Origin of the sequence: Paenibacillus nanchangensis (assembly GCF_046543445.1) — a bacterium.
In the GTDB taxonomy this organism is placed as follows: domain Bacteria; phylum Bacillota; class Bacilli; order Paenibacillales; family Paenibacillaceae; genus Paenibacillus_AQ; species Paenibacillus_AQ nanchangensis.
This window is the reverse complement of the sequence record NZ_JBHOFD010000012.1, coordinates 46,117-70,974: the sequence shown is the minus strand read 5'-3', so window position 1 is coordinate 70,974 and position 24,858 is coordinate 46,117. Positions and strand designations below refer to the sequence as shown.

General features: G+C 52.6%; 24 protein-coding genes and 1 riboswitch. Of the genes, 6 read left to right on the top strand and 18 right to left on the bottom strand.

Going from position 1 to position 24,858, the window contains the following annotated elements; translation table 11 throughout:
• Positions 1-258 precede the first annotated feature (258 nt).
• From ACE6ED_RS11290 to ACE6ED_RS11255, 8 genes are all read right to left on the bottom strand, one after another.
• Positions 259-858, bottom strand: coding sequence for a YdeI/OmpD-associated family protein (locus tag ACE6ED_RS11290; protein ID WP_410827221.1), 600 nt, complete (start codon positions 856-858; stop codon positions 259-261).
• Positions 859-880: 22 nt separating this feature from the next.
• Positions 881-1,393: a DinB family protein gene (locus ACE6ED_RS11285; protein WP_410827220.1), complete on the bottom strand. Its 513-nt coding sequence runs from the start codon at positions 1,391-1,393 to the stop codon at positions 881-883.
• Between the two features lie 80 nt (positions 1,394-1,473).
• On the bottom strand, positions 1,474-2,400 hold the full coding sequence (locus ACE6ED_RS11280; RefSeq protein ID WP_410827219.1) for a helix-turn-helix transcriptional regulator: 927 nt from the start codon (positions 2,398-2,400) through the stop codon (positions 1,474-1,476).
• 698 nt (positions 2,401-3,098) lie between these two features.
• A complete protein-coding gene (locus ACE6ED_RS11275) occupies positions 3,099-3,482 on the bottom strand; it encodes a LytTR family transcriptional regulator DNA-binding domain-containing protein (protein WP_410827218.1) in 384 nt (127 codons plus the stop codon).
• Positions 3,483-3,497: 15 nt separating this feature from the next.
• A complete protein-coding gene (locus ACE6ED_RS11270) occupies positions 3,498-3,605 on the bottom strand; it encodes a cyclic lactone autoinducer peptide (protein WP_410827335.1) in 108 nt (35 codons plus the stop codon).
• Between the two features lie 31 nt (positions 3,606-3,636).
• Positions 3,637-4,164 (bottom strand): accessory gene regulator ArgB-like protein, encoded by a 528-nt coding sequence (locus ACE6ED_RS11265; protein WP_410827217.1) that lies wholly within the window; start codon positions 4,162-4,164, stop codon positions 3,637-3,639.
• Positions 4,161-4,784, bottom strand: a complete 624-nt coding sequence (locus ACE6ED_RS11260) for a hypothetical protein (protein WP_410827216.1) — start codon at positions 4,782-4,784, stop codon at positions 4,161-4,163. The genes ACE6ED_RS11265 and ACE6ED_RS11260 overlap by 4 nt, the downstream gene beginning before the upstream one ends.
• Positions 4,785-4,993: 209 nt before the next feature.
• Positions 4,994-6,094 carry a copper amine oxidase N-terminal domain-containing protein gene (locus ACE6ED_RS11255; protein WP_410827215.1) on the bottom strand — a complete coding sequence of 367 codons (1,101 nt, stop codon included), beginning with the start codon at positions 6,092-6,094 and terminating at the stop codon, positions 4,994-4,996.
• Positions 6,095-6,322: 228 nt separating this feature from the next.
• On the opposite strand from ACE6ED_RS11255, the gene ACE6ED_RS11250 reads away from it, so the two are divergent.
• Complete coding sequence (locus ACE6ED_RS11250; RefSeq protein ID WP_410827214.1) at positions 6,323-6,904, top strand: 5' nucleotidase, NT5C type; 582 nt, start codon at positions 6,323-6,325, stop codon at positions 6,902-6,904.
• Between the two features lie 109 nt (positions 6,905-7,013).
• Positions 7,014-7,577, top strand: coding sequence for a stalk domain-containing protein (locus ACE6ED_RS11245; RefSeq protein ID WP_410827333.1), 564 nt, complete (start codon positions 7,014-7,016; stop codon positions 7,575-7,577).
• A 212-nt stretch (positions 7,578-7,789) separates the two neighbouring features.
• On the opposite strand, the gene ACE6ED_RS11240 is transcribed toward ACE6ED_RS11245, so the two are convergent.
• Positions 7,790-8,230, bottom strand: a complete 441-nt coding sequence (locus tag ACE6ED_RS11240; protein ID WP_410827213.1) for a hypothetical protein — start codon at positions 8,228-8,230, stop codon at positions 7,790-7,792.
• A gap of 194 nt (positions 8,231-8,424) precedes the next feature.
• On the opposite strand from ACE6ED_RS11240, the gene ACE6ED_RS11235 reads away from it, so the two are divergent.
• Both ACE6ED_RS11235 and ACE6ED_RS11230 read left to right on the top strand, forming a co-directional pair.
• A complete protein-coding gene (locus tag ACE6ED_RS11235; RefSeq protein ID WP_410827212.1) occupies positions 8,425-9,117 on the top strand; it encodes a hypothetical protein in 693 nt (230 codons plus the stop codon).
• Between the two features lie 168 nt (positions 9,118-9,285).
• A complete protein-coding gene (locus ACE6ED_RS11230) occupies positions 9,286-11,652 on the top strand; it encodes a glycosyltransferase family 39 protein (RefSeq protein ID WP_410827211.1) in 2,367 nt (788 codons plus the stop codon).
• 115 nt (positions 11,653-11,767) lie between these two features.
• On the opposite strand, the gene ACE6ED_RS11225 is transcribed toward ACE6ED_RS11230, so the two are convergent.
• Positions 11,768-12,595, bottom strand: coding sequence for a TrmB family transcriptional regulator (locus ACE6ED_RS11225; RefSeq protein WP_410827210.1), 828 nt, complete (start codon positions 12,593-12,595; stop codon positions 11,768-11,770).
• Between the two features lie 138 nt (positions 12,596-12,733).
• Here ACE6ED_RS11225 and ACE6ED_RS11220 point away from each other — a divergent pair, with 138 nt between their 5' ends.
• A complete protein-coding gene (locus tag ACE6ED_RS11220) occupies positions 12,734-13,642 on the top strand; it encodes a DMT family transporter (RefSeq protein ID WP_410827209.1) in 909 nt (302 codons plus the stop codon).
• Between the two features lie 208 nt (positions 13,643-13,850).
• Here ACE6ED_RS11220 and ACE6ED_RS11215 read toward each other — a convergent pair whose 3' ends face one another.
• From ACE6ED_RS11215 to ACE6ED_RS11195, 5 genes are all read right to left on the bottom strand, one after another.
• On the bottom strand, positions 13,851-15,410 hold the full coding sequence (locus ACE6ED_RS11215) for a DUF4179 domain-containing protein (protein WP_410827208.1): 1,560 nt from the start codon (positions 15,408-15,410) through the stop codon (positions 13,851-13,853).
• A complete protein-coding gene (locus ACE6ED_RS11210) occupies positions 15,397-15,939 on the bottom strand; it encodes a sigma-70 family RNA polymerase sigma factor (RefSeq protein ID WP_410827207.1) in 543 nt (180 codons plus the stop codon). Before ACE6ED_RS11210 ends, ACE6ED_RS11215 begins: the two co-directional genes overlap by 14 nt.
• Before the next feature lie 216 nt (positions 15,940-16,155).
• On the bottom strand, positions 16,156-17,166 hold the full coding sequence (locus tag ACE6ED_RS11205; RefSeq protein WP_410827206.1) for an anti-sigma factor: 1,011 nt from the start codon (positions 17,164-17,166) through the stop codon (positions 16,156-16,158).
• Positions 17,163-17,663 carry an RNA polymerase sigma factor gene (locus ACE6ED_RS11200; RefSeq protein WP_410827205.1) on the bottom strand — a complete coding sequence of 167 codons (501 nt, stop codon included), beginning with the start codon at positions 17,661-17,663 and terminating at the stop codon, positions 17,163-17,165. Before ACE6ED_RS11200 ends, ACE6ED_RS11205 begins: the two co-directional genes overlap by 4 nt.
• Before the next feature lie 247 nt (positions 17,664-17,910).
• Positions 17,911-18,855 carry an EamA family transporter gene (locus ACE6ED_RS11195; protein ID WP_410827204.1) on the bottom strand — a complete coding sequence of 315 codons (945 nt, stop codon included), beginning with the start codon at positions 18,853-18,855 and terminating at the stop codon, positions 17,911-17,913.
• Positions 18,856-18,925: 70 nt separating this feature from the next.
• Positions 18,926-19,035, bottom strand: a riboswitch (purine riboswitch).
• A gap of 337 nt (positions 19,036-19,372) precedes the next feature.
• Here ACE6ED_RS11195 and ACE6ED_RS11190 point away from each other — a divergent pair.
• Entirely contained in the window at positions 19,373-21,160 is a 1,788-nt protein-coding gene (locus ACE6ED_RS11190; RefSeq protein ID WP_410827203.1) for a methyl-accepting chemotaxis protein, read from the top strand.
• Positions 21,161-21,569: 409 nt separating this feature from the next.
• On the opposite strand, the gene ACE6ED_RS11185 is transcribed toward ACE6ED_RS11190, so the two are convergent.
• The 3 genes from ACE6ED_RS11185 to groL form a co-directional block, all read right to left on the bottom strand.
• On the bottom strand, positions 21,570-22,106 hold the full coding sequence (locus ACE6ED_RS11185) for a hypothetical protein (protein WP_410827202.1): 537 nt from the start codon (positions 22,104-22,106) through the stop codon (positions 21,570-21,572).
• Positions 22,107-22,426: 320 nt separating this feature from the next.
• Complete coding sequence (locus ACE6ED_RS11180) at positions 22,427-22,516, bottom strand: putative holin-like toxin (protein ID WP_410827201.1); 90 nt, start codon at positions 22,514-22,516, stop codon at positions 22,427-22,429.
• Between the two features lie 661 nt (positions 22,517-23,177).
• A complete protein-coding gene (gene groL, locus ACE6ED_RS11175) occupies positions 23,178-24,806 on the bottom strand; it encodes a chaperonin GroEL (protein ID WP_410827200.1) in 1,629 nt (542 codons plus the stop codon).
• Positions 24,807-24,858: the final 52 nt, after the last annotated feature.

Here is a 24,858-nt window from a genome sequence, read left to right as displayed (position 1 = left end):
CCCCAAACATGAAAAAGATCGCCATCCTCCTGGAGGACCAGGTTGGATACGCGATCTTTTTTATATCTCTCTATTTGGAAGCTTCACCTCTACCATAAAACAAAGCCCCTAAATCGGGGCTTTGCCTGGAGTCTAATTTGTCTGTTCAATACTTTATTTTCTTTGATCATTAATGAAGTTGTGGAGGTTCAGACTTCATCGTATCGTTAAGCCGGGTCACAAAAACCCCTTCGTTCGGGCCAGGGTTATTTCGGAACATTAATTCGTTTTTTCGCTGAACATCAGCGGTTCATCATTCAACAGCCGTCCGTTATCATGCCATTGGCCGTACATCTTGTTTTCTCTCGTGCGTGTGATCAATTTGTCCAATCTGCGCTGAAACAACTCCGGCTGATTCCTGACACTTTGGATCGTGTCGATCCGAACCCGCTGATACAGCGCGGGAAAAGCCAAAAAATTTTCATAAACCTGCTGCTCCTCCCGCAGGCGTACTTCAATCACACGGTCGATTGTAAAAGCAGCAGGATCCATATCGGGAAGCACCTGCCTCCCTTCTTCCCGCATGAAGCCCAGCTTTTCGAGCCGGCGGACCCGTTCTTTGTTCAGCTCCGTCCACGAGCTTTTTTTGCTGCGGGGAGACAGTCTCTGCAGCGTTTCCGAATGATCCGTTTTCTTTTTAATCCCGTCAATCCATCCATGGCATAACGCTTCTTCAACCACGTCCAAGTACAGCAGCACTCCCGGTTTAGGCTTCATGCTGACGGCTACCCAGCAGGCTTGCCCGGTCGGTCCGTTATTACCCAGCCAATTGCGCAGCTCTTCTCTCGAATGAACGGCAAGTACATTGTCGATCTTCATCGCAGCATCCCGGCTAAGAAGTTTAATGGGATTCTACAGGCTTCTGATACCAAAACAGCGCATAGTCGTTCATCACGGAGGCATAGCCCAATTGACGCAGCATTGTCGATACATTCCCCCGGTGATAGCTTCCGTGATTGGCCACATGCAGCACCATTTCTGATAAACGCGTATCGCGGATTCCAGCATACGGATTGTCAAGCCGGACAGGCTGCTCCAGATCGGGCTGGCTCCGGAACCAGTCTCTATACAGCTCCGCCAACCGGTCAAAAGCCAAAACATATTCATCCACCGTATGCATCACATCGGTATTAAGCTGCATACAAGTCTGCAGCGCTTCCGGCATCTCCGTGCCGGTTAGGACCAGGTACCACATTTTATCTACCGCATAAATATGGCTAAGTGCATGGGCAAGGGTAGGAAAGGACGTGTTCACTTCCTGGCTGAGCACATCGGACGGAAGCTCTTGGATTCTGCCCAGGATCGTCCGGTTAGCCCAGATATGGTATTCAAACATTTCCGCAGCGTAATTCATTTGTATCGTCTCCTTTTGATTTTCGTGATATGGGATAGCTCACATTGTCATCATAAAAAAAGAAGTATGACAACAGAACGTCATACTTCTTCATATCGTTTAAGTGCACTCCTCAGCTGCTCCTGTATCATCGCCCGCAGCGCGGGAGGCTCAAGGACTTCGGCGCCGCCGCCGAAACCGAGCAGGATCGACCACAGCCATTTGGCCTTCAGCGGCTGATGCACAGAGATCCGCATCGTCATGCTCCCATCGGCATGAAACTGCTTGTCTGCCTGGGAAAATTGATCGACGGCCTCCGCCAGCGCCTCCGGCCCCACAAGGATTACCACATCCTCCAGCTCCTCCAACTGCTCCTGCCGCGCTTTATCCGGAAGAACCCGTTCTTCCGGCACCTCGTGCCGCAAATGAAAGGTCTCCTGAGTTAAGGACAAATTCAGTATCCGCGATACGCGAAATTCCCGGTATTCCCGCCGTGTCCGGCAAAATCCATAGATGTACCAGTTCCTATATTTAAAAACAAGCCGCACCGGTTCTATATCGCGGGTCGTACGCTCATTATTGGCATTGATATAGTCAAAGCGGACAATTTTACGTTCCAGAATGCCGGTTCTTAGATATGGAAGCGCATCGGTAACCGTCCGGTGAGTTTCGAGGTCTACCGACAGGTTTGATGCCTGATGCTCCGGCCCGATTGTCTGCAGGCGTTCAATGGTTCCTTGAGCGCGGTCGTCCTCAAATACAGTGGAGAGGCTGTGGAGCACGGTGATCAGGGAATTCACATCATAGGAACCGAGCAGGCTTTTGTCCATTTTATACCCGTCCATGATGCCGTATCCGCCGTTCATTCCCTGGTACGATACAACCGGAATTCCCGCGGCGCAGATCACATCGATGTCCCGGTAGATGGTTCTGGGAGACACCTGAAACTCTTCGGCCAGCATCGAAGCAGACAAAACCTCGTGATTCAGCAGCTTGTAGATCATAGCGATCAAACGCTCCAGTTTCATACCTATCCCCGCCCGTTCGTTCTTTTCGTATGCGCCTTCATTATATCACAGCGCTTGCGTTCGCTTATCTTGAACTTGCCGCTTGGCGGTTCGCTATAAGCGGTGATGAACCGGTTTCTATATGGACTGACCTGAGGGAGCCCAGGTAAAGGGAAGCTGTCACTGCGGCGAATTTGGGACTTCCGGTTGCTGTTATTTTCGGAGTTCAACGTTGCTCAGTATAGACTGAACGAATGACACACAGGTAGGGCGAGGCTGTCACTGCGGCGAATTCGGGACTTCCGGTTGCTGTTATTTTCGGAGTTCTTGATTGATATTTAAGTTAGCGGGAGAACTCCGAAAATAAAGGCAAACGCGTTCGCTCCTCCAGCTCCAAATTCCCTCCGTGCCATCCCCGCCATCCTGTATATATCAGCCGTTCAGTCTGTATAGAGCGTAGAACTCCGAAAATAAGGATTGGGCTACCGCTTGCAGCTCCAAATTCCCTCCGTGCCATCCCCGCCATCCTGTATTTCAATAGTTCAGTCTGCATAGAACGAGGAGCTCCGAAAATAAAGGTGGCCGTGTATGTTCCACAGCTCAAATTGCCTCCTGCCATCTCCCTTACCCTGTCACACCAAGGTTCAGTCCATATTAACTTTAATCGGTTCAAAGAGCTTGACCCGGGCAATAAAAAACCGCCCCCGAAAGGGCGGCTATCAGGCAAAAGCGACTTGGATATGCAGCGTTTTGATTCTCGACATCATTTCTTTGTAGCCCGAATTCGATAACATGCAGCCAAAATGACTGCCGGAATCGAAATAAGCTGTCTTGAACAGAGGATTAACCATCCTCACTTTGTCTACATTAACCACTACTGTACGATCGCCCTTTACGAAGTTGAACCCTGAACCGTTCAGAGTCTCCACCCAATACCGAAGCGTACCGGACATATAATAAACCTCGTCCATCGAATCCTCAATAGCGTGAACCGCGATCTTTCCCGTGGAAGGATCGTACTCCATAAACATGATATCCGGAATGGGGATCGGTAAGGTCTCCGTAAGCCCGTTCGGGTCTCTTGTCACAGTGAGTGTGTTCATTGATGCCACCCCACTTTACTTAAGAAGTTCTTCCGGCGTCTCCGGTTGATGAATGTACAAAATACTAAAGCTGGTGACCGCTACTAGTGCGATACCGGACAGGCATGAAGCCAGTCCATACATAACCGTCCGTTTCAAAAATCCCAAGGATTCATCACCCTCTCTTCGTCCTGATTCCTGATAGTAATGTGAGCGATTGAACAAAAAAACTGACGGTTAACGCGGGAGACTCGATAAAAAAAGCGGCCAAAACAAGAACAGCGCCAATCACCTTAAGCTTCGGATAATGTCGCTTAGGGATTCGGGTCTGCTTCTCAACGCCCACCGGCGCCAAAAGAAGGATTAACAGAAAGCTGACGGCGTTCATTCCATACATCGCGGCTTCTCCCGGCCGGATATAAGACATCACGGTAAACGCCAGCGTGGTGACCACTACGCAGGCTGTGCCCGATTTCAAATGAACTCCGCCTGTGAGCTGCCTGAGCACCGCAAAAGAAACCAGAATAACGGCAACTTCCCGGAGGTTGCCGGTAAACATCGAAATGGACAAGCTGAGGGCGACGATAAACACGACGTTCAGAACAACCGTCATAGAGAACGTCAATACAGCCAGGGACGCCGGATGCTCCGGTACCGTTTGCTTGATGCGTCTGGCTGCTGCGGCTGCCAGGGTTTCGATCAATACTCCCGTTCCTTTCTTACTGCGAAATAAAGCAAATATACCGATGTTACAGTGAAGAAAAGTAAGTTAATATAAACCTGATTAAAATACATTATATAAGAAACTGACAGAAGTACAAGCGCAATCAGAGCAATTACCATAATATCTTCAAATTTGAAGCGCAGCCGTTCCATGTCAAACGGAAAGCCGTAGCCAAGCCTGTAGATCAGCCAAGCCGCCAGTATAATCAATACGCCGGATACTCCTTGGAGCGCATATCCGTTTCCTACGGAGGCTTTGGCCGTCTCGATCGACCCGAACATCGCAAGTGCGACGACGGTCTGCACGACACCAAAGATGACGTAACCCGAAATGGTGGTAATAAAGGCCCATGCCAGCGGCATTTTGACGACCGTTGCAAAAAACAGTGCAAAAAACACCATGGTCACCACCGGCATCAGTTCGCCAAGCGCAAATTCATTCCGCAGAATATAACTGGGCAAGTTGACCAGGAGTGTCAGCACCAGGGCCTGCCAAGCATGATTTTTATACGGATAGCGGAACAGACACATGATTAAAAAGTAGAGCGAAAAAGCTTCAATTGTGGAAAAAAACATAAATCCCACAGGTTTCCAAAACATTCCAACGACACCGCCCGACCCAAATTTCTGTGCAGATTTATTATATACCTCCCGGGAAAAGCGGTACATAACTTCTTCAATCTGCTGGTTAAAACACGTTTGAAGTGTTCGTTTGTCCGCATACCGCATAATTCGCACTTGCGGAAAAAACCAAACGTATTTGTCCTATATATCGGCCGGAAGTAGCCGCTTATTTAGCAATCATTTGCTTACTTGCGCAAATTATCTTCATAAGGCTCAAACGTTACCGAAACAGGTTCTAGGCCTTTTTTGCCTGGCCCGTAAACGAACCTGAAATCGCCGGCATACTGTGCAAAGCCGAAGCTTCCGGCCGATTTTGCGATAAGCCGCCCCTCTTCCACGCTGTAGTATGTAATGCCGCCGAATCCCAGTTTGCCGTTGTCATTAAACTTATAATCCCCGCCCATACCGGGTATACGGACCTCCACCGGTTCCTTGCCCTTCACCTTCACGGTGATTTTCAAATCCTCCCCATCCGCAGCTATGGTCGAGTCGATCAGGCGGTCCGCCGCAGCTTCGGGAGGCGTTACCGGCCGTTCTTTGCCGGTTGCCGGGTCCACCACATGAATTTCTTCCGTATGCAGCCCGGTGCCATATCCGGTTATCAAGACGACAACGGCCTCTTTCCGGGAGTCCCCGTCAATGTCGGCATAGTAGAGACTCGGTTCGCGGGATACCATCCGCGGGACTTCCCAATCGTAACGGTAGCGCTTGCCCTCCAATTCCAGCACAAACCCTTTGTAAATAGAGCCTTGTTTGGAAGCGGCGAACAGCTTGGCCTCTTTCGCAGGCCCCGCTGCCGCAAGAGGCTCCTGCGGCGTTCTTACGGTGGTGCTTACGCTGCCGGACTCCACGCGGATCGTTCCTGTGGCTGAGTCCACGCTGGCCGTCGCGCCAGTAAGCATGTTGAGCGCATCGGCCGGAATATAAAGCCGGCTTTTGCGCAGCACCGCGGCGGCGGGCAGCCGCTGCTCGCTCCCAAAATAGGTGAACACCGGGCTCCCGGCATGCAGCACGGAAGTAAATCCGTCATTGGCCGAAGTCAATGTCAGCTTCTTATTCAGGTTGTCCCAATTCAGCTTGTATGGATAATATTCGGTCATCATCCGGACGGGAACATACCACTGCCCTTCGGCAAAAAAAGGGGTTCCGGGCGATACGGATGCCTCGCCGTCAACAAGCAGCTTGGGGGACGCAGCGGCGGCCGCTTGCGGGCAAGCAGGAGAAAACGATGTCAATATTCCGCATAAAGCAATGGAAGCGGCGGTTGCCGCGATGATTTTTTTCAATGAAAACAGCCTCCTGTAAAGTAAAATAAAGCCGTATTCTTTACATTATATAGTAAAGAAAAGGGCTTACGGTTACCCTGATGTAACTTTTTGGAGACAAGCTTGAGATCATGGCAGGCGTTCCGTTACAATGTGGAAGAACATCCGCAGCTTAGCAGCTTTAAACCGCGGGCGGCCCTGAAACGACTATTACCGGCGAATACCGCCGCACTCGGGAGAGAAGAAAACATGAAGAAACCGATTGTAGCCATTGACATGGACGATACGCTCTGCCATCTGGTGCCCCGGGCGATCCATTATCATAATGAATTGTTTCCTAGCCTCCAGCTCGCGCTGGATCATATCACGAGCTTTGACCTAAGCGGAATCTGGCATCCCGAATGCTCGGAGGAGATGTTTTTCGGCAGACCGGGCCTGTATGAGGAGCTTGAACTGTTTGATGAACATACGGTGGAGGAAGTCCGCAAAATGACAGAGATTTACGACGTCATTATTGTTACGGCAGCCCGTCCGGCCTCGGTTCCCGAGAAGTGGCGCTGGCTGCAGCGCCATCTGCCGTTCATTCCGTTCGATAACTTTTTTGTGGCCAAACGCAAATATTTGCTGGACTTCGATCTGCTGATCGACGACGGGCCGCATAACCTGCTGGCCGCAAGGGAAGCGGGCAAAGAAACGATCCTGATTCCCCGGCCGTGGAACGCGCCGATCCAGCCCGAATTTTGCGTAAAGGACGGCTGGGAAGGCATGTTTGATCTGGTTGGCGAACGCCTGGCAGGACGCCGGCTGCCAAAAGCGGCGGCTGGGGAATAAAACAAGCGGAGCCGCGCGCGGCCCCTGCTCTAAACTTCGGCCCTCGACCTTCCGACAATAGGGGAATGAGCTTATTTTATGGAATGGGAGAGGAAGTAAATTGAAAAAGATGGTTGCCGGCCTTGTCGCCGGACTGCTGATCGGATCGGCCGGCATGGCTGCCGCCGCCTCGATCCCAACGGTGCAGGCGATGCTGGTTAAATTCTCGTTTGTCGTGGACGGAAAACAACAGAAGCTGCAGCACGACCCGCTGCTGTATAAAGGAACAACCTATCTGCCGGTGCGTGAAATGAGTGAATTGCTCGGCTATGAGGTTGGTTTTGACAACAAGAAAAAATCAGTGGAGCTGAACCCGCCGAAGGAAACAGACAGCGCGGCCGGAGCGGCCGCTTCCGCCGGGACCAAAACTGGGGACAAAGCCGCCACCATCCCTGCTGAGAACTGGATTTCCCTTAAAGAGCTTAAAAATTTCAACATTACGGTATCCGGCGACCTAGTCCAAACCTTGACGCTGATCTCCGGCCCGAGGGTCGTGGAAATTTCCCTGCCGGAGAAGCAGCAGGGGCGCTACACCGCGCCAACTGCTTGGGGAAAGGTAGAGCTTGAGTTCACCGATAAAGGCATACTGATTGACATAAAAAGTCTGGAAACCGCAGGTTTTTTTGCTCCTTAACCTGCGGGCTTCTTTCCGGCAGGAATCCAATAATCCAATCCCGCCGGACGGCTCCGCAGCTCCGTTTTTAACGGATGCTCTGCGGGGCTTCGCTGTTTTATCGGGGCTTCGCTATCTTATCGAGGCTTCGCTATCTTATCGAGGCTTCGCTATCTTATCGAGGCTTCGCTATCTTACCGGGGCTTCGCTATCTTACCGGGCTTTCAGCCGCCTTAAAGCGGCCCGCCCTCAAATCCAATCGGCCACCCGTCTGCCTTGAACTTAACCTTGTACTGAAACGCATATGGATAATCTCCATACACAAATTCCAGCGTAAAGCCGGTCACCGGCCGCCCCTCATAACTGCGGAACTGCCCGACAGACAGATACATCAGCTCGTAGTCTTCCTCTGGCTGATGCGGAAAAAACTCACGAAGATACCGCAGCGCCCCGGCCAAATGCTCGGGATAACGGCTGACCACCTGTTCCAACAGCTCCAGCATCTCCGGACTCGGAGCTTCAGGCCCGCCGTCCACCCATACCTCCACTCCCTCCCATTTGCCGAGATCGGCGCTGCGGTACCACCGGTATTCCGCTCGGTCACCGTCGTGACCGCCGGTAAGGGTCTTTTCCCGGAGCCATTCGCCATGCGGCTTCAATCCGCTCCCGTTCATGCCTGCATCCTCCTTTAGTTCCAAATTTCCTCAACGGGACGATCTTTTCTATCATTAGATTCTTTTGATATTATAGCATCTGAGTTGACTTCCTTATTGGCGTCTGGACCTTTAATTACGTATCTAAAACTATTCCAGGTAAGACGCACGACACACTCACTATACAGAAGGACCACAGAAAGGAGCAGTCCAGCATGACAGAAGATACCGTGTCTTTTCCTTGCCCGGCCTGTAAGGGGATTGCGGACAAAGCCCCGAAGGAAAGCGACCGCTTCGATATATGCGGGATAGAAGAAGCAGCGGAATGGTCCGATTTTACTCCTGATGAAATTCCCGCGCTGGATGAACGGATTTGGGCCAGGTCGGAGCGGCTCCCGCTGCCCGGCGAGCTTAAAGCGGTCCGGGTTTCCCACCCGTTTCATATGAGCATCGGGGAGACTTTTTGGACACTTTTCCTGCCTGCTTTGTCCCATTTTAACGGCTGGGATTCCCATCCTGAAGAAATAAACGGCTCGGGGTTTGTGCAGTGCACGCTGGAACGCATCCTCGAACGGGGCGAAAATCAGGCTTGGGTTGCCCTCCGGATTAAACGGACCATTAGCCTGCCGGAGATAGACGCTGTGCTGCCGCAGCGGGACGGTTCCGGATATCTTGAACCATTGGGCTGGTATGGTGAGCCTGATGTTTTCCGGCACGGGGAATGGACGTTTTTCAGCGTAAGCGCGCAGGGCAATCTCGGCGTATGGGCGCTAATCCGGCAGCATAAGTCAGCCAACCGCCTTGTCGCTATGGGGGAGTGGGAGTTTCATTCCAGCCTGGTATTTGGAGGCAACCTCGTTGTCCCGGACGATGAGTTCGAGGCGATGCTTGCCAAAGCGGGGGAGTAGCCGGAACAGAGTACATTTTTTCAAAAAATCATCATCTGGGCGGGGCAGCGCCCTTCCCTTCCCTTCCCCTTCCCCCTTTTATCTCGCCTTCTCCGCATTCAGCTATTTTTCAACTTTGCCGTGTAGCATAAAGCTGCCTGTCAAATGAGCTGAAAAAGGAGGGTTCCCATGCGATTTAAAATCGCAACTCAAACGTTGTATTTGATGCTTGCGCTGTTTGCCGGGCTGTTTATTGTATCGTCTTTATTTATCCGGGCCAGGTACTCCTATTATGTATACGGCGATACACCCGTGCTGGAAAAACAGCAGCTTGGCGCCCTTCTGGCGGGAGCCGGACTGCTCCTCGCGTTTGGCTTCCTTCTCCACCGTTTATGCCGGCCGCTGAACAAATACAAACCAAACGCGGTCCTCCCCCTAGTCCTATGCTTGTCCGGCGCCGTGCAAACGGCGGTTGTTTTTGCTTTTACCCGGGTGCCTACCGACGATTCCCAGACCGTGCTCTCCCTGGCGCTGGATATGCTGTACCGCAGCGATTATTCGTCGTTTGAGGGGGGCGGGTATCTGTACATGTTTCCTTTTAATTTTTCGACCGTGCTTTATTTGGAAACCCTGCTGGCCGTATTTCCGGATAACTATCTGGTGCTGAAGGCGGGAAATATCCTGTTTTCGCTGGTGACAAGCCTGATGATTTATTTGATCCATCAGGAGCTGGGCGGCAAAAACAGCGGCAAAAACTATGGGGTTCTGGTGTTCGCTGCGGCATATCCCCCTGCTCTGCTGATGAGCAATTTTATATATAATGATGTGATCGCAACGGCTCTGCTGACGGTGTCCATCTATTTCACCATCCGGTTTGTCAAAAGAAAAACGCTGGCCTCCATCCTGTTCGCATCCATAGCTTTGGCGGCGGGAAACTATTTCCGGGGCGTTGGCGCAATCGTACTGATTGCCGCCTTAATCTATATTTTGTTTAATACACGGTCCATCGGATGGAAAAAAACCGCCGTTTCACTGGCGCTGCTTGCGGTCTGCTTTAACGTTCCCGGCTGGACGCAAACCGCGGTGCTGCAGGCGGCCCATATCACAGACGAACCGGCATCCCGCAACGCGGCTCCGGTTTATATGTGGCTCCACATGGGGCTTAACGAGGAAACCTTCGGGTTCTGGGACAACATGGAGAGCTACAGCATTTATCAACGGGAGGCGGGCTATAACAAAGCCGAAAGCACGGTTCTTTTTAAAGCAGCCATCCGGGAAAAACTGTCCTCCGCAACAGGGAGGGAACTCGCCAGTCTGTACTTCAAAAAGCTGGTGTGGACCTGGACGGAAGGAACTTATCAGCTCGACCGGTACGGTATCGGCGGCGAAGGAGGCATGGCTGCGGACCGGGCGACCGGACCTGTGATGGGCGGATATGTGTATTCTACGGCTGTTTCTGAGCTGTTCCAGGGCGACTCCCCTTACCGGTCGGGTCTTCTTTGGCTGCTCTACTGCATGAATTTTTTGATGTACTGCGGGATGCTGATCCGGCTGATTAGCGGAATCCGGTCGCACCGGCGGGACGAGGTGTTTCTGGTTCTTGTGGTGCTTGGTTTCATCGGCTTCTATTTACTGTGGGAGATCAAATCCCGCTATCTTTTTCCCGTGTATCCGGTGCTGATTGTCCTTTCCTATTCCGGGTTCAGGCAGGCCTATCAGTTGTTGCTGCAAAAAAAGGAACAGCGAAAGTCCCACGCCCTCCGCGCGGAGAAGCCCCTTCCCCCAAAAAGCGCATACCGGCTCGCTCGAAGCCTGTCCCTGCTGGGCTGCGCCGTGCTGCTCACCTCCTGCAGCGCCATTACGGCGCAGCAGATCGGGGACAGCGGCTCCGGCTCCGGGATGAACGGAGCCAGGCCGGGCGACCGGCGCGGCGGCGGGGCGGCAGGTGAAGCCGGCGGGATGCGGCCGGGCGGAATGGACCGGCAGGGGCCGGGGCAGAATTTCGGCCGCCAAGGGCGGGCCCAGGCCGCAGCCGATGTAACGGGCACCGTCGTCGCCGTGGACGGGGACAAGCTTACGGTGCAGACGTCCGGGACGGAGCGGCTGCCCGGGGGGGCGGACGGCAAGGCGCTTGCCCCGGACTCGGCGGAGACGGGCAGCGGGGCGCTTGCCCCGGACTCGGCCGAGACGGGGGACGGGGCGCTTGCGCCGGACTCGGCCGAGACGGGGGACGGGGCGCTTGCGCCGGAATCAGCCGCAGCGGGCGGCGGGGCGCAGGCACCGGAATCCGCGGCGGCGGGCGGCGGGGCGCAGGCGCCGGACTCCGACTCAGCGGACTCGCCCGCACCCAGCCAGTCCGAAATCGCCGGCCCCCAGACCGTGCTTACGCTAACCGGGAGGACCGTGTTTTCCGCCGGGAACGGCGGGGATCCCTCCGGTCAGGACCGGCCGGAGAACTCCCTGAGCCGGTCCGATCTGCAAGCCGGCCAGACCGTAAGGATATGGCTGACTGAGGGTACAACCGAGGCGGAAAGGGTGCAGATTGTGCAGCCTTAGCCTTCTTTTTTTTCGGGACAAACCAAAAACTCCTCAGAGACAAGCGGAACCGGTCCGCGAGTCTTTGAGGAGTTTTCCTGCTGCTTGGTGAGGGGTACAGCTACCCCCAGCCTGTTCATCTCAGATAATGCTTTTTAAAATCCGGGTGCATCGCAAACTTCCGTCTCAGGTCCACCAGGTTTTTGCCGAACGACTGTTCAAGGACATCCCGGTGCTTGTTCAAAATTTCCTGCAAATAGATATCGTGAATGATGACTTCGGTGATCGGCATCACGAGCCCGATATGCATCGTCCAGGCGGCCCGGCTATTCTCCGCCAAAGATACAATGCCCGCCACCACCTCTGACTCGTCAGCGCTGATGACCATCCAGCGTCCGTCATATTCTTTGGTGATTTCTTCGCTTTCGTCATGCTGGTAGATCGTTCCTTGGGGAAACACAATTTCCCCGTAACCCATCACCCAGATCCGGACGCCCCGCCCGGCCGCCGATTCCAGCGCCGCTCTAAGTTCGCCAAAATCCTCTTCCCACACCTCCAGCAGGATGCGGTGCTGCGCCTTCTCGATACAATCAATCGCTTTGTCCAAAATCTCCCGCCGGCCCGTGATGTTCCAAATGTTCTCCCGGTCAGCCGACGATTGTTCGAACCTCTCCAGCGACTGCTCCGCCCGTCTGAAATGCTCCTCCGCCTTCAGCCGGCGGTTGCGGACCAGTTCCTTCGCCTGCACGGGGACATACTGGGGCGTTGATCCGTAGCTGACAAAGATATCGCCGCGCATAACCAGCGCTTCAAGCACTTCGTAAATTTTGGACCGGGGCACCCCGGAGTTTTTGGCTACCGCGTAACCGGTTAAAGGCGATTCCTCCAAAAGCGCAAGATAAGCCTTAGCTTCATATTCCGTAAACTGCAGATTTTTCAGAATCGGCAACAGTTCCTCTTTCATTGACGACCTCCATTTTTAGATAGTCGCTACCTTTGTAACGTTTATTTTATCAAAAAGGATTGAAAGCTGGCAAAACCTTCTGCTAAAATAGATAAAACTAACAGTCGCTACAAAAGTAACTACTAAAGAAGGTGCAGAATGAAACCGGATAAGTCGATTCAAATGTGCTTCCTGGCCTGTATAACGGCCGTTGTCTTGTGGAGCGCCTCGTTTATCGCAACCAAAATGGCCTACGAAACGTTAGCGCCAATCCAGCTCGGGTTCGTCCGCACGCTGCTGGCTGTCATTGTATTCTGGCTGATTCGGCAGGGGACGAGAAACCGGGAACGGCTGGACCGGCGGGATTGGCTTCGCGCAGCAATAAGCGGATTGCTGGGAATGACCCTTTATTTTGCTTTTGAAAATGTGGGGGTAAGTCTGACGACCGCGTCCAACGCAGCGCTGATTGTCGCCTCTTTCCCGGCCATGACGATGCTGCTTGAATTCGTGATCTACAAGCAAAAGCCAACAGGGCAAAAAATCGTCGGCATGGTCCTGGCGCTGGCCGGCGTTGCCGCCTTGACGGGAGTTAACAGCGGTGAGTCGGACAATGCGCTGCTCGGCAATTTGTGCCTGCTGGGCGCTGGGGTCGTGTGGGCTTTTTACAACTTTCTCACCCGCGGCCTTTCGGCAAAATATTCCTCGATGACCCTGACGTATTATCAGATGCTGACGGGAACAGTCTGGTTTGTTCCCATCGTCCTCTTGGAGGGTGCAGCATGGGAAATGCCGACCACCGGTTCTTTGTCGGCCGTGCTTTTTTTGTGCCTGGGATGTTCCGTGCTTGCGTTTGTCCTGTATAACTATGGCCTGAAACAGCTGACTGCCAGCGTATCCGTGTCCCTGCTGAACCTGGTGCCGGTCTTGGGGCTGCTCCTGTCCGTGTGGATTCTCGATGAAACGGTGACGCCGGGGCAGCTTGCGGGCGGTATTGTCGTTATTATCGGGGTGGTGCTCAGCACTGTGTCGTTTAAAAAGCGGCAAAATGTAGAGTTATCCCAGCAATAATCTCCCTGCTCGATCAAAGGCAAACCATGTTGCGAACAGCGCTATACAGCTCCTTTCCACCCGGCGAACTGAATCGGGACAACAAAAAGCAAGAAAAAAAGCTTCCCGCAGCCCTACGCCTTTTCGGGAAGCTTTTGTACCTTTCAACCATCAGGATCAATCTGGGCAAGCAGCCGAATATCCTGGTTCACTCCGCCTCGCCCCCAGCTCAACGCACACGAACCATCTGCGCCATTATGATTGGAATCTTCAATGTCCGGATTTCCTCGGCGTTCAACGGGTTACGGTATATTTCCGTCCACTCGCCGCTGCCGGTGTCATACCGGGTTTGATGCACATTATAGGTAGCAATTTGCTCCTGCCCGTCCTGCCCGTCCTGCCCGAAGAACAGGCGGCTCGAATGCAAATCCGTTACAGCATACGTGTTCCCGGTTCCTTTGGACTGCCGCAGCTCAAATCCTTTTTCCTGAAAAGACACTTGTAAACGGCCCTTGAGGGCTTCCGGCATCTGCAGCACCTTCCGATGGGCAAGATCCAGTGTCAGATAATCCGTATAGTTCTCGTCCGATGTATCCGGAAGCATCAGCAGCTGAATATGCTCAGGCTGGGCCAGCAGGTTGCTCGGAAAATGGAATGTTTCCTGCAGCCCGCTGGTTCCCGCGGCGGTTGATTTGAACACCGGACGCAGCATGACCGTCTGGTCTCCGCTTCCCGTGAACAGCAGAGGCGCTGCCGGTATGGACGGTTGTTCGCTCTCTTTGGAGGTTACCGTTGCCTTCATTTGCAGAGGCGATAACTCCACCTGCTTGATGTTATAGTTATGCTCTTTAAGCTCCACGTCCTGATTGATCTTAATCGTCTCGGAAGCTGTCTTTTTGGTAAAGCGCGGTTCCAGTATCTGCTTCGTTCCATAACCCGTGGACCAGACCTTAACCTCCTCCTTCGGGCTGCCGATTTGAGCCGCATCATACAGCCATAATTCCAGCCCAATATCCATATTCTCCGGAAAGGTCTGACTCTCCTCAAGCTGAATCACACCAATCGCATTAAACCGGTTTCCGCTGTCCGGCACTGTTTTTCCAAGCAGACTGCCCGTTTGGTACTGGTTTCGATCCAAAACGGATTTCCGCCTGCTTATCTCTTCGGCGATCAAGATTTCCGCATCCTGATCTCCAAACAGACTTTGGGTATACACAACCCGTCCGGAATCGGCATCTTTAAGCTGCAGCTGCTTCATCCCATAAACTGCCCGCCCCGGAGGAGGTTCGACGGTATACAGTACAAACAAGAGATTGTCTTCTGCAATAACGGCGTTCAGCGTCATGCTTACACCATCCCAACTAAACATCTCATTAACGGGCTGATAATACCCATTTTGAATAGCCGACACAATGGACTGCTTATACTGGGAAGCACCAGCCAGCTCAATGAACGGTTCCAGCCCCGTCATTTTAGGCCCCTCCGGAAGGTGCGTCTGCTGCGGAACGGATTCGGACAGGCTCTGCGGCAGAAGAAGGGCGAGAATCACCAGCAAACCCGCTACAGCCGCTGCTATCGCAGGCCGGTTAAATCGTATACTGTGTCGGTTAAACCGTATTTTGTTGGGAATCGGCCGCCAAGTATCTGTTGAAGCAGTGCCGCCGCCTGTTTGAGCCGCCCGTATCCCTTCGTGGATCGCCCGCTGCTGATCGAGGTCGTTCGCCCGCATTAACTCCTGACGCATTCTGGCTGCATCATCGGACAAAAGAAGTTCTTCACGATTCTTCATTCTCCCACGCTCCTCCATTCTTCAGCTCTTTTCGAAGCTGCTTTAGGCCCTGCCGCTGCCACGATTTCACGGTACTCTCCGACCGGTTCAGGATGGAGGCAATCTCCGCATAGGTCAGGTCATGATAATACTTCAGCAGCAGCACATGCCGGTGTTTGAGCTTCAGCCGGTCCAGCACCTCCAACATCTCTAGCCGGTCGTAATTCATTCCTTCAACCGGTTCCGGCAGCCGTTCTTCCCGCAGCGGAGCCAGCCTTTTGCTTCGCCTTCGTTCATCAATACACACATTGATCAATATCCGGATCAGCCAGGTCTTGAACAGCTCCGGATTTTTCAGCGAACCCCGCTTGCTCCATGCCCGGAAGGCCGTCTCCTGCAGCGCTTCAAGAGCATCACTGTCACTGCGCAGATAACTGCAGGCGATCGCATAAAGCTGGCTTCTGCACTCCAGCACCGTTTGTGTAAAAAACGCCTCATTTTGCAGATCCGCAGGCATCGTGCGCCGCATCTCCATTTGAGACGGATTCATAGGCACCGTCCCCCTTTCTCTGATCATTAGACGGCGCTGCCGCACAAAAAGACGAACTTGCATAAAAAAAGAACAGCCGCTTTCGGGCTGCTCCCTTTATAGTCAGGAGGGCGCACCTTTCGCGCTGTTCTTTTCGAGTAAAATGCCCGTTTCTCCTTCCGGCAGCTGCTGTCTGTCTCAGCATCACTGCAGCCCACTCTTCGCGGCTAACACTGTTTAGTACTTGTCCGCCACCGCCCCGAGAACCGCCGCGCGGACGTACGGCTGTCCCTGAAGCCGTTCCAGCCGCTGCGGCGTCCCGGTGACGACAACGCCCAGGAGACGTATATCGCTTTCGTCCGGAGCGTCTTTGTCTTTCTTCAGATAATTGTAAATGTGTTCGTATTCCTTGTAATAACGGCCTTTGGCCTCCAGACCGTATTGCACATTCCGCACAAAATCCCCCGCATCCACCTGGTCAGAATCCGGATGAATCCCAAAACCGTAAACGTTGTAGATCTTGGTCATCGGCAGCGGGTAGCTGGTGCCTCCGGTTTCGTCCTTATACGGCTTGAAATGGAAGGTCTCCCGGTTGTCGTACGTATCCACCCAATACCACACCGGTCTTACGCCTTGCGGCAGCATGCTCTGAACTTCAGCCAGCGAATAATCCTTATCAAAGGATAACGCCAGCTCTGCAACTTTAGGAGAGGGAAGGTTCGCCAGCCGGTTTAGATCATTTACTATTTTGCCATTGTAATCCACGCCCGGTATATAAAACATCAGCTCGCGCTGCCCATTGGCCGCGTTGTATGACCGGTTATACTTGTAGTCCTGACGCTGCATCTCGGAATCAGTAACCTGGATCCCGCTTCGGCCTCCCGTACCGGACAGCTTCAAGAAGCCAGGTACCTTATAATCCGTCCAATAGGACCCCCATGGGACCGGTACGCCCTCTACAATTTTATAGGTGGACAGTTCAAGCGTTCCGGATAAAAACCCCCTCTGGTCCCGGTAGCCCCCTTCATACTCATTAGGACTTGTCATTGATCTGTACAATAATTCTTCCCGCAGCGCCTGATCGGAAGCCCGGTACGTCAACTGAAGTGCGCCGAATTGGATCAATATAACCGCGGCGATGCTCACAATAAGCGAAATCGAAATGTTGCGGACCCAGGTTCTGCGTTTTGCTTGTTTTAGCACCTGCTTTAGGGATTCGTCGCCCTGCTCTTCCCATGGCTTGGTCACTGTTTTTCCTCCCCTTCGTATTGTTTGATAAACTGCTGCCGGGCCCGGAACAATGCGGCTTTGACCGCTTCCGGCGTAATGCCCAGCAGTTCGCCGATTTCCCGGTACGATAACTCCAGTTCGTATTTCAGCAAAATCAGCTGTCTGTGTTGAGGTTTCATCGCTGAAAGGGTGTGTTCAATCCGCTCGCGCAGCTCCTGCCGGAGCAGCAGCTGCTCCGGTTCTTCCCTTTCCGGTGCCGCATAGTCGGGAACTTCCGCCGGATAGCTGAACCGGCTGCGCCGGCGGCATAAATCGTAGTACCGGTTAATCGCCGTTTTGTACATCCAGGCGCTGAATTTGTTTTCATCTATTGCTTCTATATATAGCAGCGCTTTGTATAACGTGTCCTGAACCACATCCTCTGCATCGAGGGCCGGAGCGCCCAAGCGGATTAAATATCGTTTGATTTCACCGCATTTGCGGTGAAGGTGGTCGTGAAGCTGCCCGGGCCTCATCCTGCACCTCCCTTCGCCTGTATAACGAACGAACCGGACAAATGTTGTGAACGGGATCAAAATTTACGAAAAAAAGGCCAGCCAGAAAATTTCCGGCTAACCTGGTCATACGAGCAAGAGCCTGCCCGCAATGCAGATTCCTGCTAACTTCCTATACTGATTTCATATCGCGGATAACTGACAGCTGACAGCCGTCAGCCTCACTTTAGGACGACATGACCTGACCTCTTTACCGCCGCCCCTCACTTTAGGATGACATAATTTCCTTGCCGCCGCCCCTCAGCTTGGACAGCTCCGGCAGCGTTACACCGGCAAGAATCAGCACGACCCCAACCCACTGCAGTCCGCTGACGTGCTCATGCAGAACCAGCGTGGACAGCAGCACGGCTACAGGCAGCTCGACCGCTCCAAGAATTCCGGCCATGGCTTCGCCGATCCGGGGCACCCCGACGGCAAACAGCAGCGGCGGGATAAAGGCGCCGAACAGGCCAAGCAGAAATCCGAACAGCAGCAGCGGTCCCCAAATCAGACCATTAAAGAGAAAATGCGGAGGAAACAAAATGCAAAGTAAAATAAATCCGCCTGTCACCATCCACGCACTCCGGTATACCGGATGGGCGGAGGGGACAACTTTGCCGCTAAACAGGATAAACATAGAGTAGCTGACCGCAGACAACAGTCCGAACATCAGGCCCTGCCAGTTAAAATGTTCCGTGCCCTGACCCAAAAGTCCGGCGGCCAGGAATGTTCCGGTGAACAGGATCAGCAGCGTCCACAGCATAATATTGCTGGGCCGTTTGCGGCTGATCGCCGCCTGGATCAGTACGCTGATCCAAGTGAACTGGAACAGCAGCACGATAGACAAGGAAGCCGGGTTATAACGAAGCGATTGATAATACAACAGCCCCGTAGCCGCGGTCGGCGCTCCCGCCAGGATCAGCAGCCCTCTCTGCTTCCAGCTCAGCCGGCTGAGCACCGCCGGGTTGTCCTGGGATTCCCCCTGGCGCCCCGCTTTTCTTTTGTTCATAAACTTTGTATACAGAACCAGCAGCCAAGAAAGCACAAACCCGGTTAGCAGCTGTGCTCCCACCACTTCACCAAGCTGATAGCCATGACCATACGCCTTCACGACAATCGTGGACAGGATGCCGTAACTTACGGCCCCCGCAAATACCGACAACAAATATTTCATTGGTTAAGCCTCCTGTGTGTAGTAAACCCCTGCGCCTTAAACGCAAAAAATCCTAACTAGATGTGAAGGAAATCAATTTCCTCATCATCGTAGTTAGGAAGTATAGGCTCCCTGTAGAAACCCCCGCCCTTGTCTTGCCGACGATTGCAGGGTTATACGAGATACATATTTAAAATTGCGGCAAAAGCTCTATCCATCTTACACAGCAGGACAGATTATTGTCAACCCTCTGTTCCTCTCCATCCCTTTTTAAACTGCACCGCAATACCGTTTCAATCTCCCGCGCTCCCCATTTTAATCTATTTTGCACCAACCTCTCACTTGTTCGGGACGATATGCCGAATATAAAAGTTGAACATGAATATTGGGTGGCCAGCGGAACTTATTGGAAAAGAAGGCGCCGATTTCATGGCTTTTTGGCGTGTGCCAAGTTAAGCTGTGTTTTGAAACCTGCAGCTGCCTCCAGTATGCCGCGGGATTCCATTCATCTAGAGCCACATCAGAGGAGGAAATCAACGTGGGACGAGCCGGAACAACCAAAACGGATCTAAGGGTAAAACTGTATTTAATTATGCTGGTGCCGCTGTTAGCTATGGGAGCATTGATTATGTGGAGTACCCAGTCATCCAGTAAAAACGCTGCAATCACCACAATTCAGGAGAAGACTCAGGAACTGGCCGTAAATACCGCCGGGCTGCTCGGCAGCGATTCGGATCGGATTGCCCGATTGTACAGCAGCGGCTTGGAGACCACCGAGGATTACAAACATCTCAGGGATGAAATTCTAAACGTAAAGCTCCAGTCCGGAGCGCTTTATGTGTATATGTATAATCACACACCGGATGGCTGGATGTATACGGTCGACGGGGCGCCTTGGGACGATGCCGAATACAGTCCGTATGGAAGCGAAATGAAGTTCGATCCCAAAATTGAAAAACGGCTGTTAAACGGCGAGGTAGTCACCACCGGGATTGTTAACGATCCGGTCTGGGGAGCGCTTTTATCCTCGTTTTCACCCATCAAATCTTCTGACGGCACAATTATCGGCTATTTAGGTATCGATATATCCGCGAAGGCAGTTAACCGGATTACAGCCGAAACGGTGACAGATTCCTACCGGGCCGTTCTCCCTATTTTTGCCGCGGTACTGATTATATCGTTGTTCATGATGCTGCTTGTCGTGAGGGGGATTATCCGGCAGGTTCGTGACATTAAAGCAAATCTTGAACAGGTCGCCGGCGGCAATCTTAACGTGGTATCGAAACGGATTACTAAAGATCAGCTGGGGGATGTCAGTGGGTTAATCAACCGGATGGTCTCCCAATTAACCCAAATCCTTATGGGGATTCAGCAGGGATCAAATACGCTGCAGCAATCCTCGCATCACATAGCCGACACAGCCCGGACGAACTTCCGCCAGATTGAGGAGTTATCGCGTGCAGTTGAGGAAATCGCCGAAGGGGCGACAAAGCAGGCAGCCGAAACGGAATCGGCAGTCAAAAACTCCGGTGAGCTCGCTGCGATAATGGATGAAGTGGGGTCCTACGTGCACCAGTTTTCGGATACTTCCAAACGGCTGACGACTGTTCAAGAACAGGTCACCCGCGAACATGAGGTGCTGTTGGAAAAAGGGCGGGCGCATGCCGAAGAGGTCGGGCATTTGCAGGTCATCTCCAAATCATTAACCACCCAATCCGAACTGGCCGCTTCCATAAGCGACCAAATCCACGGTATTTTGAAACAAACACAAATCCTCTCTCTGAACGCTTCCATTGAGGCGGCCCGGGCCGGGGAGGCAGGCAAGGGCTTTGCGGTGGTTGCGGGGGAAATGGGGCAGCTTGCCCGGAAATCAGAACATTCGATTCAGGAGATTGATTCGATTCTGGAGTCCTTTGTGCAGCAGACACACCGGATGGCCAGACATTTTGATGAGAACATGGAGGCGGCCAAAGAGCAGGAGCTCCAGATTGTCGGCTGTCTGAACACATTCGGGCAGATTAATGCAATTTCGGCGGAGGTGCACAGCCTTGCGCTGCGGCTTGAAGACCGGACTGCAAGTATGCATACGATCCGGCAGGAAGTGGAAGAGCATATCAGCTATATCGCATCGGCAACCGAGGAAACCTCCGCGATGTCGGAAGAAGTCGCTGCCGGCGCAATTGAGCAGAAAAAGGCGGCAGAGCAGCTGTCACAGGTGTCAGAGCAGCTATCCGTACTTGCAGGCGATCTCAAATCTTATTCCGATCAGTTTGAATTGGCGGCTCATGCCCAAACCCCAGAAACCGCAGGCGATTCAGTGCGCTGAGCTTGGGATACCTGCATACCTGCATACCCGCGCACCCGCGCACCCGCATACCGCATACCCGCGCACCCGGGTACCCGCATATCGCATACCCGCGCACCCGGGTACCCGCATATCGCATACCCGCTCCGGGATTGATGATAGAAGAATAGTCTAAGAAGCAGGGAGCCGTGCTCGCACACGAATCTCTGCTGTACACCCCCTTCAATTTTACACCCCCATCAAGAGCAATTGGCTTGCGGGACCAATCAGGAAATAGACCGCTATCCTCGTCAGAGAGCGGTCTATTTCTTTTGGTTGGGTCCAGAGCCGCGGCAAGCGCATGGCTAACATCACAGGACAATTTCTATGGCAATGTCCATGGCAATTTTCAAGGTAATTTCCAGCGCAATTATCCGTACACCAACCAACATTACCGCATCATTACAGCTGCCTTATAGTCGCTTAAAGTGATTGCATCAACTTTGTTGTCGTTGTCAAACATCATTGAAACTAGATAACATCTTTCAAGGAGGTTCCTGTCCACCTTTTCAAACGATTCGACATATTCATTATTTTCCGGATCATACAAGTAATCCAGATTTTGTTCTCCGTTCGGTTTTATAAACTTGTCACCATATATTTCTGTTAATTGTTCTTTTGTCGATCCGATTGCCGCTCCCCCGGCAGTTTTGAATTGGTTCGCGGCATCTTCTCCAATGGAAAGTCTGACAACCTTGTTGTCTCTATATAGGACTTGCACACCTGATTCGTACACGTTATACAGCTTTGTACTTTCGTCAGGTTCACCGAGGATTTTCTCCACTTCTTCTCTCTGCATGCCATAATATACTTTGGCTTTCTCATCATCAAGCTTTACCAGCGATAAATCATCCGTGGTGATGCCTTCTTTCGAACCGCAGCCTGCCAATAAAATCAACACCGCGATTAGTAGTCCCTTAAATCTCATCAAATCCCACCTATTCTTTTCCTAGAGTTTACCATTAATAAGATTTGGAAAAAACCCCGGGATGGGATAACATTATTGGGGGACTTAGAGGGCCTGGATTTTATTTAACATGTGAAATAGACTGTTCTCTCGGTATGGGCGGGTCTATTTTTATTACGTACAGAGTTGCGGCCTTGATGAATAAACAGCGCTGTGGTAGTCTAAACATAAAGTAAGGAGCCGTGCTGTAACACGACTCCCCACAATGTACAATCCGCATTAAGAGCGGCGGCTTACGGAACTGGACAGAAAATAGACCGTTATCCTTTCCCGAGGGCGGTCTATTTTCGTTTATGGAAGGAAAGGATCAAAATCACCAGCGTTGAGAACTGAATCATCAACATCAGCGTATCTTTAACCTCCACAGGCATCACCTCCCTTCCGGGAGATTAGCCGACCGCCCTTATGCCGTTGTACGCGCCATATTTAGAGAATGTTAGTAGTCTGCATGTGTCAGATTGTAGAATGTAGGCAGCCCCCCCCAAAGCGGACTGTAACTCAACTATTCAGGCAGTTCGCCAAGCTGGACTGTAATTCCGCTATTCGCTTAGTTTTGCGTTTATTCGTAAGTTTACGGACTGTAGTTCCGCTAATGGCCAAGAATAGGTCTTTAATAAGGTGCTGCTGCTCAAATAGCGGAATCTGAGTCCTACATCCTCATGTTACGGCGATAATATCGAGAATAGCGGAATTCAAGTCCGCTCATGGGTAAGTTGTTGGGAGGGCTGCACAAGGATGGCGATCAACTCCTGCTCTTGGGGATCCGAGCCGTGAACCGCCCAGGCAGAATCTACCGTGGTAAAAATTGCCCTTATAACAGGCCATGTCCGAATCGGATATGGCTTTTTGCTATACCTTCCCTCCAAGATGGGTGGAAAAATGAAGAATAAACCGTTCAAAAAGAAAGAGGCATCTCCAAGTTCAAGTGAACTTGTGAGATGCCTCTTGAATGCCTATAAATGTTACCCTGTTGTTACCCCGGGCGAGGTGGCCAGATCAAAACGCTTGATGCGTAAGGTTTTAAACCTTACATTACATCATTCCGCCCATGCCACCCATTCCGCCCATGTCTGGAGCGCCGCCTTTTTCAGGCTCAGGTTTGTCGGCGATAACCGCTTCAGTAGTCAGGAACATAGCCGCTACGGAAGCTGCGTTTTGCAGTGCGGAACGAGTTACTTTCGCAGGATCGACGATACCTGCCTCGAACATGTTCACCCATTCGCCCGATGCGGCATTGTAGCCAACGCCAACTTGTTCGTTCTTCAGGCGCTCAACGATAACGGAGCCTTCTTGGCCTGCGTTCGCAGCGATCGTGCGAACCGGCTCTTCCAGCGCGCGCAGCACGATGTTAACGCCAGTTTTCTGGTCGCCTTCCACGTTAACCGCGGCAACAGCGTTGTATACGTTCACCAGAGCAGTACCGCCGCCGGATACGATGCCTTCTTCAACGGCAGCGCGGGTAGCGTTCAGGGCGTCTTCGATGCGCAGCTTGCGCTCTTTCAGCTCGGTTTCGGTTGCAGCACCGACTTTGACAACCGCTACGCCGCCGGCCAGTTTAGCCAGACGCTCTTGCAGTTTTTCTTTGTCGAACTCGGAAGTAGTTTCTTCCAACTGCGCACGGATTTGGTTGATGCGGGCTTGGATATCTTCGGATGCGCCGCTTCCGTCCACGATTGTTGTGTTTTCTTTGGTTACGCGTACTTGACGGGCGCTGCCCAGCTGATCCAGGGAAGTGCTCTTCAGGTCGAGACCCAGCTTCTCTGTGATCACTTGGCCGCCAGTCAGAGCGGCGATGTCCTGCAGCATTGCTTCGCGGCGGTCGCCGAATCCAGGCGCTTTAACCGCTACAGCGTTGAATGTTCCGCGCAGTTTGTTGACGATCAGCATAGCTTGCGCTTCGCCTTCGATGTCTTCGGCGATGATCAGAAGCGCTTTACCTTGCTGTACGATTTTCTCAAGCAGCGGGAGGATTTCCTGCGTGCTGCTGATTTTTTTGTCGGTGATGAGGATGTAAGGGTTGTCGAGCACCGCTTCCATCTTGTCCGTATCGGTAATCATGTACGGGGAGATGTAACCGCGGTCGAATTGCATACCTTCAACCACTTCCAGCTCAGTCAGGAAGCCGCGGGATTCTTCAACGGTGATTACGCCGTCTTTGCCCACTTTTTCCATAGCTTCGGCAATCAGTTGGCCCACTTCATCGTCAGCGGCGGAAATCGCAGCAACTTGAGCGATGGATTGTTTGCCTTCAATCGGCTTCGCGATCTTCTGCAGCTCTTCAACCGCAGCGCGAACCGCTTTGTCGATGCCTTTGCGGATTACCATCGGGTTGGCACCTGCCGTTACGTTCTTCAGACCTTCGCGGATCATGGCTTGTGCCAGAACCGTAGCGGTCGTTGTACCGTCGCCGGCAACGTCGTTCGTCTTGGTTGCAACTTCTTTAACCAGTTGAGCACCCATGTTCTCGAACGCGTCTTCCAGTTCGATTTCTTTGGCGATGGTTACGCCGTCGTTTGTGATCAGCGGGCTGCCGAATTTCTTCTCCAGGACCACGTTGCGGCCTTTCGGTCCGAGCGTTACTTTTACCGCGTTTGCCAAAGCGTCCACCCCGCGCAGCATCGAGCGGCGGGCGTCTTCACTGAACTTGATTTCTTTTGCCATTGTGTTGTTAACCTCCCTATGAAATGTAAGTATTGAGGTGTTCCTTATGGAC